The 14649-nt window shown below is 70.3% G+C and carries 7 protein-coding genes; 2 read left to right on the top strand and 5 right to left on the bottom strand.

The annotated features are described in order from the left end of the window. The first annotated feature begins 290 nt into the window (after positions 1-290). Complete coding sequence (locus ACFVBH_RS22955) at positions 291-1292, top strand: MaoC family dehydratase N-terminal domain-containing protein (protein WP_379004219.1); 1002 nt, start codon at positions 291-293, stop codon at positions 1290-1292. On the opposite strand, the gene ACFVBH_RS22950 is transcribed toward ACFVBH_RS22955, so the two are convergent. Beyond that, positions 1270-2502, bottom strand: coding sequence for a helix-turn-helix domain-containing protein (locus ACFVBH_RS22950; protein ID WP_354984773.1), 1233 nt, complete (start codon positions 2500-2502; stop codon positions 1270-1272). The two genes, ACFVBH_RS22955 and ACFVBH_RS22950, sit on opposite strands and share 23 nt — an antisense overlap. Before the next feature lie 311 nt (positions 2503-2813). Here ACFVBH_RS22950 and ACFVBH_RS22945 point away from each other — a divergent pair, with 311 nt between their 5' ends. Beyond that, complete coding sequence (locus ACFVBH_RS22945; protein WP_379004217.1) at positions 2814-3869, top strand: alpha/beta hydrolase; 1056 nt, start codon at positions 2814-2816, stop codon at positions 3867-3869. 9 nt (positions 3870-3878) lie between these two features. On the opposite strand, the gene ACFVBH_RS22940 is transcribed toward ACFVBH_RS22945, so the two are convergent. Genes ACFVBH_RS22940 through ACFVBH_RS22925 form a run of 4 tightly spaced genes read right to left on the bottom strand, consistent with a single transcriptional unit; the run spans position 3879 to position 14609 of the window. Beyond that, the gene (locus ACFVBH_RS22940) at positions 3879-5273 is read right to left on the bottom strand and encodes a condensation domain-containing protein (RefSeq protein ID WP_354984771.1); all 1395 of its coding nucleotides are present in this window, start codon (positions 5271-5273) and stop codon (positions 3879-3881) included. 38 nt (positions 5274-5311) lie between these two features. Continuing rightward, entirely contained in the window at positions 5312-6886 is a 1575-nt protein-coding gene (locus ACFVBH_RS22935) for an ArnT family glycosyltransferase (RefSeq protein WP_379004213.1), read from the bottom strand. Continuing rightward, entirely contained in the window at positions 6883-8295 is a 1413-nt protein-coding gene (locus tag ACFVBH_RS22930; RefSeq protein WP_379004211.1) for an MFS transporter, read from the bottom strand. Before ACFVBH_RS22930 ends, ACFVBH_RS22935 begins: the two co-directional genes overlap by 4 nt. Beyond that, complete coding sequence (locus tag ACFVBH_RS22925; RefSeq protein ID WP_379004209.1) at positions 8292-14609, bottom strand: type I polyketide synthase; 6318 nt, start codon at positions 14607-14609, stop codon at positions 8292-8294. Before ACFVBH_RS22925 ends, ACFVBH_RS22930 begins: the two co-directional genes overlap by 4 nt. Positions 14610-14649: the final 40 nt, after the last annotated feature.

The raw sequence follows: 14649 nt of genomic DNA, 5'->3' as shown, positions 1-14649 counted from the left end.
GTTCTGGATAGGTCACCAATTCGGTGGGTGCAAACCATGAGGCTCGACAAGATATGCGCGTCGCGCGGGCATTCGCGCCGAAACCGCGAGGTTGCGCCGGGCCTTGCCCGCTGGTTCGGCGGATGCTGCACCGTCACAAGTCGAAGCGGCGGCCGGTGGTGAATTCACCCAGACATCGAAATCGATTCCACACTCGCGTTTCCGGAAGGCGAATCATGGTCCGAACCGGCGTGCCGATTCCGGACGCGGGAACCGCCGCACGGCGGCGTCTCACCCGAAAGGAACCGATGATGAGTGGTCCCCAGCGAGTAGCGCCGGCCCGGTCCCGGGAATTGGTCGGCAAGCGGTTCCGGTGCGCGAGCCCGTTTCCGGTGGAACGCGGCCGAATTCGGGAATTCGCTCGCGCCGTGCAGGCCTATCATCCCGCGCACTGGCACGAATCCGCGGCTCGCCAGCTGGGATTCGGCGCGGTGGTCGCACCGCCCACCTTCGCCACGCTGGTCTGGCAGCGCGCGCGATCGGAGATCCTCGCGCGGTTGCTGTCGGGCCACCGGATCGATCGGGTGGTCCACGTGGATCAGACCCTCGAGATCGACCGCCCGCTCCTGGCCGGTGACGTGCTCGAGTGCGAGATCACCTTCGAATCGGTCAGGCACCTGCGCTCGTTCGACGTCGTAACGGTGACCGGGGTGCTCACCGACCAGCTCGGCGCGGTGGTGCAGCGCGGATCGGCGGCGCTGCTCACCAGCACCCTGTCCGCCGGTGACGGCGCGATCCGCACCGCGCGCCCGGCCCCGGTCACGGCGACGCCGGGCCGGCGGGTGATCCGCAACAGCCGCACGGCGTGGACAGGCATCGACTTCGACGCCCTGGTGGTCGGCACCGAACTGCCCACCGCGGACTTCACCCTCGCGGCCGGCGATATCGTGAATTACGGCCTCGCCGTGGGCGATCCGGAACCCGGGACGGTGTCGGACCGCTTCCTGTCCCGCGACCGGCCCGCGTTGGTGGTGCCGAGCATGCTGGTCTCGGCGCTGGCCACCGGCTACGTCAGCGACTGGACGCGGGATCCGGCCGCGGTCACCAAGTACTGGGTCGAGTACTCCGACCGCATGCACCACCTGGCGGTGCCCGACATCGGCGGCGCGGGACTGGAATTCAACGGCCGGGTCGTGGCCTGCGATCGCCGCCGCCGGGTAGCCACCATCGCCATCGACGCGAAGTCGCAGGGCGCCAAGCTCTTCGGCTACGCGACCGCCGAGGTGAGCTTCACCCCGGATCGGCGGCGTTGAACGAGCGCGCGATCAGCGCCGCGCGCAGCTGCCACAGTCCCGAGGCCGCCGCGGGGTCGAATCCGGTGAGCTGGCAGATCCGTTTGATCCGGTAGTCCACGGTGTTGGTGTGCACGTGCAGCAGGCGCGCGGTGCGCTGGCGATTGAGATTGGTGCTGATGTGGCAGCGCAGGGTCTGGAGCAGTTCCGGGTGGTTGTCCAGCGGATCCAGCAGCGCGCCGAGCATCTCCCGGCCCAATCCCGGCCGGGTCAGCTGATATTCCAGGGCCATGTCCGCGAAGCGGAACAGCCCGGCCTCGCAGTTCAGGCGCTGCACCATGTCCAGCAGCTCGTGCGCGCGATCGGCCGCGGACGGCACATCGCCGGGTGTCGTGACGACCACGGTCGCGGTGACCGGGACCCGGGCCGCCGCCGAGAGCCGGGCGAGCAGTTCGTCCAGCCCGGCGGGGTCGGTCGCCACGGTGGGCACGAGCAGGGTGCCGCCGTCCACGCTCAGCAGCGCCAGCGCGGTGTCACCGCAGCGGGTGGCGAGTTCGGCCTGCAGGCGGCGCAGTTTGCGGCGGGCGACCACCCGGCCGTCGAGCATGGGATGGCGTTCGTCCGGGTGCTCCGGAATCGACAGCGCCAGCACCGAATACTCGGGCGCGATGTCGATGCCGCATTCGCGGGCCATGGTCGAGGTGGCGTGCCCGCTCAGCAGCGCCGAGGTCAGCGTGTGCACCGAGGTGTGGTGCTCGCTCACGACCGCACGGTGCTCGCGCACGTACGCGGCGACCACCGGCACCGAGATGGTGTCCAGCATCTCCACCACGAGCTTCGCCCCTGTCACGAGACTGCGGTAGTCCTCGTGGGCCGCGGCGTCGGACAGGATCAGATCCATCCCGAGTTTGAAGCCCTCGTGAATCGAGTGCAGGACGGTGTCGATCGGCACGCCTTCGCGGGCCCAGCCGGCCGCCGCCTCGCTCAGCCGCCCGGTCTTGGCGGGGATGTCCTGGCCGTCCAGCATGCTCACCGCCAGCTCGAGGCAGACGCGGGTGATGGCGGTGACCTCCCCGGAGATGACGTCGCCGGGCAGCGTGCCGCACGGGATCACGTTGTCTATGAAGTGCCCCACCAGTTTTCGAGATACCTTGCCCACATCCCGCAGTGGGCCGGACATCGGCTCGCCCGAGACCATCAGTCCCGTTCCGTGTGCTCTGTCGGATGTCATCGTCGACTCCCTTCGAGATGGATACCGCACGTCAACGGCGCCAACCGAACTCTAAGGTGATCTTCGGCTCACCTTCTACTCCCTTCCGCCTCCGGTTTCCGTGCTCGGTGAAATCGGCTTCCACCTGCTGTTATCGCCGTTCGTTCAGCGTGCGGGGACCCAATGCGGGCGATAGATGTGCGCGGTCGCTCATCTTTTCGGCGCGATCGTGGTTGTGGCCGATACCAGCCCGGGCGCGGTCCGACTGGAGTGTTCTCCAGGATTCGGGTGACCTGCGATTTCCGTGGCCGCGCGGGCCTACTTTCGTCCGCATGATGCGCGTGGCCCTGCTGTTCGTCACCCTGCTGTTCCTGGCCTCGCTCGGCACGGTCCGCGCCGAGCCGGTCGTGGAGATCCAGGCCCCGCTGCCCGAGCGGGCGATGGTCGCCGCCCGGCCGGGAGCCGATGGCGCGCACCTGATCTCGGCCGGACAGGGGCCCGGGCGCATCGTGAACCTCAGCGTGTACTCGACGGCCATGGGCCGCCCGATTCCGGTGGAAATACTGCCGGCGCAAGATGATTCACGATCGGCCCCGGTGCTGTATCTGCTCAACGGCGTCGACGGCGGCTCGGACACCGGGCTGTGGAGCGACGGCGCGAACTGGCTCACCAGAACCGACGCCGAACGCTTCTTCGCGGACAAACAGGTGACCGTGGTGATGCCGGTCGGCGGCGGGGGCAGCTTCTTCGCGGACTGGCGGACCGACGACCCGGTCCTGGGCCGCCAGCGCTGGATCACCTTCCTGACCGCGGAACTGCCCCCGGTCATCGATTCGGCCTTCCGCGGCACCGGGGCCAACGCCGTCGCGGGCCTGTCGATGGCGAGCTCGTCGGTGTTCCGCCTGGCCCTGGCCGCCCCCGGCAGGTACCGCGCGATCGGTTCCTACAGCGGCTGCGTGCGCACCAGCGATCCGTCGGGGCAGTTGATGGTCAATGCCATCGTGGCCTCGCGGCGCGGCAATCCGCTCAATATGTGGGGGCCGCCGGGGGATCCGGCCTGGGCGGTCAACGATCCGTACCTGCACGCGGACGGCCTGCGCGGGCTGGCGATCTACGTCGCCACCGGAACGGGCATCCCGGGTCCCTACGACACCCTCGGCGGGCCGGGGGTGAACGGGAATTCGGTCAAGCTGGTCGACCAACTGGTGATCGGCGGCATCCTGGACGCGGTGACGGCTCGATGCACCGGTCAGCTACGGGATCGACTGCGCGAGTTGGATATTCCGGCGACCTTCGACATGCGCCCGAGCGGCACGCACTCCTGGCCGTACTGGCAGCAGGATCTGCACAACTCCTGGCCGCTGTTCGAAGCGGCCCTGGCTCGGTGACCGCTCGGCTCAGCCATCCACGCCCGCGGCGCGCAGGAAGCCCGCCCGCATGACGGTGAGATAGCGATCCACCGATTCGTGCGCGACGGGGGTGTCGGGATAGATGACGCTCAGCGACGTGCCTGCGGGCAGCCGGTTGATCCACATCAGAACCTGCTCGCTCGCAGCGCGATTGGCGTACACCCCGCCGTTGGCCACGTCGAACAGTTCGTTGCCCACGAAGTCCCGGGCATCGACGTAGGAGATCATCGGGGTCACCCAGCCGGCGGGCACCGCGACGGTGGCGTCGTCGGCGGCCAGTTCCAGCACGCGATGGAACGAGACCCCGGTCAGGCGCACCCCGTTCTCGTACGCGCGCTGGGCGCGAGTCACGGTGCGGTCGAAGTCCGCGGTGGCGCTCACCGGGAACGCGACCGGGACGAGGGTGACGAACCAGCCCACGGTGGCGATCTCGGCGAAGGTCGCGCGGGTGCTGATGGGGGTCATGCCGAAGTAGTAGTCACCGCCGGTGAGTTCGCGCTGGGTCAGCGCCGCGATCGCGAAGATGCCACCGGTGAACTCCGCGCCGTTCGCCTCGCAGGCGCTCTCGAAGCGGCGGGCCTGGGCTTCGTCGAACAGCGGCAGCGTGCGATGGGCGCTGCGGCTGTAACCGTCCAGCCGGGTGCCCAGATCCAAAGGAAAAGACGGCAATTCACCGTCGTTGCCGCGCACCAGCTCCAGCCATCTGCGCACCCCCGGGGACGCCGCGGTGAGCTGGGCCGAGCGTTCGCGTTCGCGCGCGCAGTAATCCACGAAGCTGGCCGGTTCCATGAGCGGCTCGGTGAGCTCGCCGATCTCGCGGGCGTACAACTGGGCCAGGTCGAAGCACGAGATGTACTGTGCGACACCGTCGGTGTGCAGATGATCGACCGCCAGGTACAGGGTGGTGGCGTCCCCGTGCTCGATGGCCCCGAAGGTGAAGCAGTCCCACTGGAATGGACCCGGTGTGGTCTTGTGCACGTGCTGGCGAATGGCTTCGGAGTTGTCTATCTCGCCGTGGTCGGTGGGTTCGAAGGCGACCGCCTCGGGCGGCAGCAGATGCCGCAGCAGTTCGCCGCCCTCGGCGCGCTCGAACCAGGTGCGGAAGGTGTCGTGCCGCAGCAGGAACGCGTTGATCGCCCGCGTCATGGCGTCCCGGTCCAGCAGTCCGGGCACCTCGGCGGTGACCAGGCACAGTCCGGAGAAGCGGAAGTCCGTGCCGGAGTTGCGGTCCGCGGCGCGCAGGTACTCCTCCTGCTGATGGGACGGCGGTGCGGGATGGACCGGTGCGATCGCCGCGGCGGCCAGTGCCGCGGGCGTGGCCGCCCAGGTCAGTACCCGGCCCGAGGCGGGCTCCCACTCGTCGATCAATCCGAAACTCACCATGGTTCATCCCTGTTCGTTGCTGCCGGAGTCCGGCACTGTCACTTGCTCGTGCCGTCGACCATGCGCAGGGTGCGCAGGCTCGGCCAGTCGGTGGACCAGTGCACCCGAGGTTCGCGGCACAACCACACCGTCACATCGCGATTCACGCTCGGGAAGCCGAGCGGCCGGTCGATACGGGTCAGAGCGATCACTTCGGCGCACTCGACGCCGAGCCCCGTGTCGGGGGCGTCGACGCCCACGTACAGCACGGTGGTCGCGGTGTCGGGCGGCGGCGGGAAGTACCCGTAGCCGCGATTGAGGCTGTAGATCGGCGGCAGGCGCACGGTGCGGCCGAAGTGTTCGAGTCCGGCGGCCTGCCAATAGTTCTGGGTGATGATGATCAGCCCGGGGCGTTCGGCGGCGGGCACCCGGCCGTGCGCGTCCTCCACGCCCGCGAGCAGGTCGTTCCAACCGGAGGGGCCGAAGAGTCGTGCGCGCCAGTCGATCTGGGCGTAGGTGTCGGTGGGCCGCAGGTGGGTCTCGGAGATCGGCAGGGCCAGCACGGCCAGCACACTGATCGCCACACCCAGCGCCACGAGCGCGAGACCGCAGGCGCGCAGCCAGGATCCGACGCCGCGCCAGGCCAGATATGCCGCGCCGGCCGCGAACAATCCGGGGAACGCGCCCACCACGTAGTAGGTGCGCAGGCCACCGAGCAGCACGGCCAGCAGCCAGGCACACACGATGGGAATCAGGAATCGGTAGGGGCGCAGCGCCTCCCAGCGTGCCCCGGCCCACATGCCGATCAGCAGCAGTGCTCCCATCGGCCCGGTCACCATGATGATCTGCCACGGCATGGCCCAGGTTCCGCCGCTGGTGGCCAGCTGCTCACCGCGAATCACCGCGCCCATCCCCAACTGCGGCCAGCCGTTGACCTGCTGCCACCACAGTGTGGGCAGCGCGGCCGCGGTGAACAGCGCGGCCCCGAGCCAGAAAGCTCCGCGGCGCAGCATCTCCCGCGGACCGAACAGCAGCACGCCCGCGATCAGCCCCGCCCATACCAGGGGGACCAGCCATTTCACCTGTAGATCCAGGGCGGCCACCAGCCACGCCGCCACCAGCAGCGGGTCCCGCCGGGTGCGCACCCAGCGGATCAGCAGCCAGCTGATCGCGGCGGTGAACGTGGCGTCCAGGGCGAACGTGGTCAGGATCGCCGACTGCATGACCGCGGCGGGCGTGGCCGCGTAGGCCAGCGCCGCCAGGGTCTGCGCGGCGCGGCCGCCGCCGAATTCGCGGGTGATCGCGGCGCAGAGCACGATCGCGACCAGGGTCGCGACCAGCGCCGGCAGCCGCAGCGCCACGGTGGAACCGGGGTCGAGGGCGTCCGCGGCGGCGGCGAGCAGCGGTATCAGCGGGCCCTGATCGGCGTAGCCGAAGGCGGGATGCTTTCCGGCCGCGATGAAATACAGTTCGTCCCCGCCGAATTCGTACCGGCCGAGGCCGGCCGCGAACAACACGCCCGCGGCCGCGGTGACGATGGCGACCGCGCGCCAGGCGAACGGGGGCGGTTCGTCCGGCGCATGCCGTGCCGGCCGTGCCGTGTGCCCGGGATCGACGGCACGCGGGAACGTCATTGCCGCGCCGCCGGTTCGGGCAATGCCAGGGTCGCGATCGCCAGCAGCGCCGCCACCACCGCGATGGCCGCGAACATGGTGATGCTGCCCGTCATGCTGTGCGAACGGAAGAACACCGCGCTCAACAGGGCCAGCCCCAGCCCGTTGCCGATCTGCTCGACGGTCGGCAGCAGACCCGAGGCCGCGTCCATGCGTGCCTGGTCCAGGGCGGACAACATGATGGGCTGCAATTGCACGCCGAAGAGCCCGACGCCCAAGCCGGACAGGAAGATCGGCCCGGCGGCCAGCGGCAGCGCGGGCACGCTCTCCATGATGTACAGGTACGTGGTGCCGAACGCGATGCAGCCGGCGTACAGCGCCATACCCGCCGCCAGGGTACGAACGCCCCACCGTCCCACCACGATCGGCGACACCACCGCGCCCGCGCCCGCCCCGAGTGCGAACGGGGTCATGAGCAGGCCGGTATGCCAGGGCGAGAGGCCCATCTCGTCCTGCAGGGTGACCGACACGGTGAAGACGAACGCGGTGAACAGCCCGAAGAACACCGCGACCAGGCCCGCGCCGATCGCGAAACCGCGATCGGCGAACAGGTCGAAGCGCAGCAGCGGGTCGGCGCCGTGCCGGGTGGCGCGGCGCTGCTGGGCGATGAACACCGCGCCCCAGAGCAGCGCGACGCCCAGTTGAACCGCGGTGACCGCGCGCCAGCCGTGCTGTTGCAGATCGGTCAGCGCGTACAGCAGGGCGAACAGGCTCACGGTGGACAGGACCGCGCCGCCCGGATCGAAGCGGACCCGTTCGCGCGGCCTGCCCAGTTTCAGGTATCGCGCGCCCAGCGCGAACGCGAGCACGCCGAGCGGCAGGTTGATCATGAACACCGAATGCCAGCCCAGATCCCAGGGATTCGCGGTCACCAGCGCCCCGCCCAGAATCGGCCCGAGCATGCCCGCGAAGCCCGCGACGCCGCCGTAGAGGGCGAAGACCTGCCCGTGCAGGCGACGCGGGAAGGTGGCGGTCAGGATGGCGATGGTCTGCGCGCCCATGCCCGCGCCCGCCGCGCCCTGCACGGTGCGCGCGGCCACCAGTTCCACGGCGCTGTCCGCCATTCCACACCACACCGAGGCCGCGGTGAACGCCACCACCGCACCCAGGAACATGGCGCGCCGCCCGAGCAGCTGGCCCAGGCGCGCCGCGGTGAGCAGCGTGCAGGCGAAGGCCAGCGAATACGCGGTGACGAACAGCAATTGCTGCTGCCGGGTCGCGGACAGGTCCGCGGACATGGCCGGGAGCGCGGTGTTCACGATGGTCACATCGATCATCTGCATGAACACCGCGATCAGGCAGCCGGCGAAGCCGAGCCAGGCGGTCGCGCCGCCGGGCTCGGCGCGCTGATCGGCGGCGATCTCGGTCACGGATGGGCTCCGACGGGCTCACCGGTGGCCAGGATGAGTTCGGCCACCTTGGGCCCGGCCTGCAGCAGACTGAACGTGCGGCCCATCTGCAGCGACATGAGTTCGATCCCGAGCTGTTTGGCCACGCGCGCACCGAATTCGACGGCCATGAGCGAATCCAGGCCCAGTTCGGGGACCGGCACCGTGAGGTCGATCGATTCCGGGGCCACGCCCATGACGACCGCCAGCTGATCGGCCAGCATCCGGGCCACGGCCTGCCCGCGCTTGCTCTCCTCGAGGGCGCCCAACTCGGTCTTCAATTGCGCCAGTGCGGAATTGTCCCGGACCGAGGTCGCCACCAGGGTCGCGACCCGGCCGATCCGGGCCATCTGCGGGAAGGCGGCGGTGAGCTTGCCCCAGTCGGTGGGGATGATCGCGGCCCGGGTCACGCCCAGGCGCAGCGACTGCTCCAGATACGACGTGCCGTCGGACATGTCGATGGGCGCGAACCCGACCAGGTCGAGGTACTTGGAGACCTTCTCCTCCGCCGCCATGCCGCCGGTCGCGCCGGACATGTGGCCCCAGCCGATGCAGAGCGCGGGCACACCCGTGCGCGCCCACTGCTCGGCCAGCGCCTCCACCGCGACATTCGCGGCGGTGTAGTTGTACTGGCCGAAGATGCCGAACATGGAGCCGCCCGAGGAATACAGCACGAAGGCGTCCAGATCGATGCCCGCGGAGATCACCGCGCGGTGCAGGGCGCGCGCACCGTGCACCTTCGGGCGGTACACCCGCGCGAGCTGATCCAGATCCATGGCCGCCACGCGATTGTCCGACACCGCGCCCGCGGCGTGGAAGATGCCGCGCAGCGGATGGGCGGCGCTGTGCGCCCGGGCGACGAAACCGGCCACCGCCGCGAAATCGGTGACGTCGGCGGCCTCCTCGACGACCTCGACCCCCAGCGCGCGCCAGGCCGCGATCTGTTGGCGGGCAGCGGCCGTGGCCGCCCCACTGCGACCGACGAGCACCAGTCGGCGCGCGCCCTTGCTCACCAGCCAGCGACCGGTGGTCAGGCCGAAGCCGCCGAAGCCGCCGGTCACCAGATAGGTTGCCGCGCCGTCGATTCGGACCTCGGGCAGGTTCGGCCGCACCGGCGGGGCTTCCGCGTCGATGCGCAGGGCGACCCGCGAGGTTCGCGTGGAGCGGATGACCTCGTCGAAAGCCTGTGCCACCTCGTGGGTTTCGAAGCTCTCGTAGGGCAGTGCGCGATAGAACCCGGCCTCGATCTTGCTGTAGACCCGGCGCAGCAGCTCGGCCAACTGCCGCGGCCGCACCGCGCACATGCGGTCCAGATCGATGGAGAAGTAGGTGAGGTTCTTGTCGAAGTTGGCGAGTTCGAGCAGGCCGCCGGTGTAGACGTCGGCCTTGCCGACCTCCACGATCCGGCCGAATTCGGCCACGGCCTTGAAGTTCTGGCGCAGGATCTCACCCGGTGCGGTGGACAGCACCACGTCCGCGCCCTGCCCGTCGGTCAGGGCCAGCACGTCGTCGGCGAAATTGAGCGACCGCGAATTCAGTGCGTGATCGGCCCCCAGCTCCAGGATGTGTGCGCGGCGCTCATCGGTGCCCGCGGTGCCGATGACCCGCGCGCCCAGCGCCTTCGCGACCTGAATGGCCGCCGAGCCGACGCCGCCTGCCGCGCCGTGGATCAGCACCGTCTCGCCGTTCAGCAGCCGGGCCAGATCGAGCAGCGCGTACTCCGCGGTTCCGAAAGCGGTGGTGCTGGTGCACAATTCGGGCTCGGCCCCGGCGGGCAGGCGGATCACCAGGTGTTCGTTCACGATGCGGAAGCGCCGCATCATGTCCTTGGCGGCCACGGCCACCACATCGCCGATCGCGACCCCGGCCACCCCGGGACCGACGCGTTCCACCGTGCCGACGCCCTCCATGCCGGGCGCGGTGCCGAAGAAGGTGGCGGCGAGTTCGCGTTCCCCGAGGATGCCCATGACCTTGAGCGGGTCCTTGTAGTTGAGCCCGACCACCCGCATGCGCACTTCGACCTCGCCCGGACCGGGATCAGGCCGTGCACAGGCCCGCCATGTCAGTGCCGAGAGCAGTCGCGAACGCGGTTGTTCCAGTGCGAAATTGGCGTCGGGATCGGCCAGCGGGGTCGCAGTATCCAGGACGTCGACCCGGTCCTGCAGCGCGCGCTGGATCACCGGCGCCCAGCGTTTGCCGCCGCGCAGCAGGATCTCGTCGGAGTTGTCGAGGGTGAACGCCCCCGGCACCGCGAGTTCGGTGATCAGATCGATCAGGGCGATGCCCGGCTCGATGTCCACCAGCCGCCAGCGCAGGCGCAATTGCTCGTTGAGCAGCACGCGCCGGGCTCCGGCCAGGGCCGCCTGCGCCGAGTTCGGCAGCACCGTGCTGCCGGGCAGGGTGAAGGCGCGCTCGGTGATCAGGGTGGCGCGGTAGCGGCCGGCCTCGGTGGACATCGCGTCCGCGTCCTCGGTGGCGGCCGCGTACTCGTCCACGGCGACGGCGATGCGCTTGAACGCCCACAGCGCGGCCAGGTCGTCCTCGATCGCGCCCGCGACCACGCAGACGTGCACCTGGCGCACACCGGGTTCGGCCGCGGCCGCCGCCAGGTGGGCGGTCAGCTCGGCTTCCAGTTCGGCGTCGGCGGCATCGGCGTGCAGGTACCGGGACGGCTGCAGGACGGTGGCGAGCCGATCGGCGCGGCCGCCGGGGCCCAGCGCGACCACCACGCTGGCGGTGCCGTTGGTCGGGGGCAGGGCGCTGGGATCGAGCGGGTCGCGCTGCTCCATGGAGTCGGTGTAGAAGAAGTCGACCATGCGGCGCAGCGGGTCCGCACCCGGATTGAGCGCCCCGACCCGCACGCCGATCAGGCGCAGGCACAGGTTGCGATCCTGGTCGAGCAGATCCACGTCCGCGCACAGCGACGTCGACCGATCGCGGCGGGCCACCACGGTGATGTGTTCGGGCAGTGGACCGTACAGGCGCACGTCCTCGACGCCGACCGGCACCATCGCGCCCTCGCCCATGCTCGCGTCCGCGAACAGCAGCGCGACCGTCTGCATGGCGGCGTCGACCACGGCGGGATGTGCGAGATGCCCGGAATCGACACCGATGGCGGCGTCCACCGCGGCGACCACCGTGTCGACCGTGGCGCGCACCGAGGTCACCCGCCGGAACGCGGGGCCGTACTGGAGCCCGCGCGCGGCCAGGGCGGCGTAGAACAGTTCCGGGTCGAACTCGGTGGCCGAATCATCCTCGGGAACCGTGACTTTCGAGGGCTCGTAGCCGTCGGTCAGCAGGCGGCCGGTGGCGTTCACCGTCCATACCGAGCCGGTCGCGGCGCGCGAGCGGATGAGGAAGCGCCCGCTGGAATCCTCGACGCTGGTCTCCAGCAGCGGAATATCGGAGGGCGCCATGATGAGCGGCGCGACGAATCGCACGCCCTCGAGCGCCACCCGCCCGTGCCGGGAGCGGCCCGCCGCGGCGCTGAGCGCGGCGTCCAGATACGCCGCGCCGGGCAGGATTCGCGAGCCCGCGACCACGTGATCGGCGATCCACGGCAGGGTCTGCGCCCCGACCTGCAACTGCCAGCCGGAGCGGCCCTCCAGATCGGGATCGCCGAGCATGGCGTAGCCGCCCGGGGTGCCCAGGCGCAGCTGCTCGAACAGCGGGTGCGGGGCGTGCAGGCGGACGTGCTGCCAGGGGTAGCGGGGGAGCGGCAGATGCGCGGTCACCGGATGATCGGCAGGGAACAGCGTGTCGGCGTTCAGGACGCCCGCGGCGTACAGGCCGATGAGTGTGCGGCGCAGGCTCACCGAATCAGGCTGCTTGCGATCGAGGGTCGCGACCGTGACGCCGGTGTCGTCGACCCCCAGCAGCACCTCGCGAATGTTGCCCGACAGCACCGGATGCGGGCCGACCTCGAGGAAGACCCGGTGTTCGGCGCTTGCCAGGGCCGCGATGGCGGCCGCGAAACGCACGGGCTGCCGCACGTTCGCGCACCAGTAGTCACCGTCCCAGTTCCCCTCGGTGACAACCGCTCCGGTCACCGTGGAATACAGCGGCAGCCGGGGCGCGCGCGGGGTGATGTTGGCCAGCGCGGTGCGCAGCTCGTCCAGGATCGGATCCATCAGCCGACTGTGGTACGGCACCTCCACATGCAGTCGGCGCGCGAATACGCCTTCATCGGTGAGGGTTTCGGCGATCTCGTCCAGTCGGTCGACATCGCCGGACAGCGTCAGCGAGCCCGAGCTGTTGATGGCGGCGATGTCCACCCGCTCATCGCCCTCGACCAGGGCCGCGGCCCGGTCGGCGGGCAGACCGACCGCGAGCATCCCGCCGGACCCGGCCGTGGTGGCCTGCAGGCGAGCGCGGTGATACGCGACGGTCACCGCGTCCTCGAGCGACAGCACGCCCGCGACGTAGGCGGCCGCGACCTCACCGACGCTGTGGCCCACGATGGCGGCCGGGACGACGCCGAACTCGGCCAGCGCGTCCACCAGCGCGACCTGCACCAGGAAGTTGGCGGGCTGGGCCACTTCGGTGGCGGTCACCCGGGATTGTTCCTCGGGCCGCAGCAGCTCCTCGACGATCGACCAGCCGGCCACCGCCGCGAACGCCTCGTCCACGCGGCGCGCGGTGCGCGCGAAAACGCCATCCGCGCCGAGCAATTCACGCGCCATACCCCACCACTGCGGGCCCATGCCCGAGAAGACGAAGACCGGCTCGGGAACGCGGTGCGCGAGTGTGCGCACCGCGTCCCTGCCGTCGCCCGCGCAATAGCGACGTAATTCCCGCCCGAGGTCGTCCCCGACGGGGACCCCGGTGCGGTACGGATGATGGGCCATGCGGGTCCAAGCCGCCTCGGCCAGGTGATCCCGGTCCGCGCCGGCGGCGAGCAGATCGGCGAATCGCCCGGCCAGCTCGCGCACCGCCGCCGGACTGCGCCCCGACACCGGCAGCACCCCGAAATGCTTGGGTGCGTGCGGTTCCGGACCCGCTGCCGCGGCATGCTCGGTCAGGATGACGTGCGCGTTGGTGCCGCCGTAACCGAATCCGTTGACCGCGATGGTCATGCGCTCGACCGCGGGGTCGACGGGTTCGGGCTCGAGCTGGACGTGCAGGTTCAGCTCGGCGAAGGGAATGTCCGGGTGGGCGGTGTCGAACCAGCCCTGCGGCGGAATGGTGCGGTGGGAGATGGCGAGTGCGGACTTGATCACGCTCGCCACGCCGGACGCGGCCTCGGTGTGGCCGAGCGTGGCCTTGAGCGAGCCCACGCCCAGGGTGCCCGCGCGCCCGCCCGCAGCGCCGTAGACCCGGCCCAGGGCGCGCAGTTCGATCGGGTCGCCGACCGGGGTGCCGGTGCCGTGCGCCTCCACGTAGGTGATGTCCTCGGGATCCAATCCCGCACGGGCGCAGACCGTTCGAGCCAGCGACTCCTGCGCGGTGGCATTGGGCACGGTGATGGCCGTGGTGCGCCCGTCCTGATTGGTGCCGCTGGCCTTGATCACCGCGTAGATCCGGTCGCGGTCGCGTACCGCGTCGTCGAGCCGCTTGAGCACGATCATGCCGCCGCCCTCGCCGCGGCCGTAGCCGTCACCTGCGGCGTCGAAGGATTTGCACCGGCCGTCGGCGGCCAGGAACCCGCCCTTGCACATCATGACGAACGTCTCGGGCTGGAGCATGATGTTCACCCCGCCCGCCAGCGCCACCGCGCAGTCGCCGCGATCGAGCGCCTGGCAGGCCAGATCCACCGCGACGAGCGAGGACGAGCAGGCGGTGTCGACGGTGAGCGCGGGGCCGGTCAGGTTGAGCGCGTACGCGATTCGATTGGAGAGCATGGTGTAGGAGGCGCTGGCGGCGGTGTGCATGTCCACCTGCGGCAGCGCCGGGCCGACGACCCCGACCACCGACTGGTCCACCACGAAACCGCCCACGTACACCCCGACCGGAGCGCCGGCCGCGCGGGCCGCCACGCCCGCGTCATCGAGTGCCTCCCAGGTGATTTCGAGCAGGAGCCGCTGCTGCGGATCGAGACCGGTCGCCTCCCGGCGGGAGATGCCGAAGAAGTCGGGGTCGAACTCCCACGGATCGGTGGTCAGGAACGCGCCGTGCTTGGTGTAGCTGCGGGCCGGAGCCCGCCGGTCCTCGTCGTACCAGCGCCGGTAATCCCAGCGGCCGGCCGGTATCTCCACGACCCCGTCCCGCTTCTCGACCACGAAATCCCAGAAACTCTGCGGTGAATCGATTCCGCCGGCATAACGGCACCCGATACCGACGACAGCGATATCCGACATAGGTTTCCTTTCGAAGGGGGTGCGCAAATACGGCGGTCTC

The organism is Nocardia sp. NPDC057668 (genome assembly GCF_042799795.1).
In the GTDB taxonomy this organism is placed as follows: Bacteria; Actinomycetota; Actinomycetes; order Mycobacteriales; family Mycobacteriaceae; genus Nocardia.
The sequence above is the reverse complement of the archived record's forward strand: the minus strand, read 5'-3'. Positions and strand labels throughout refer to the sequence as shown.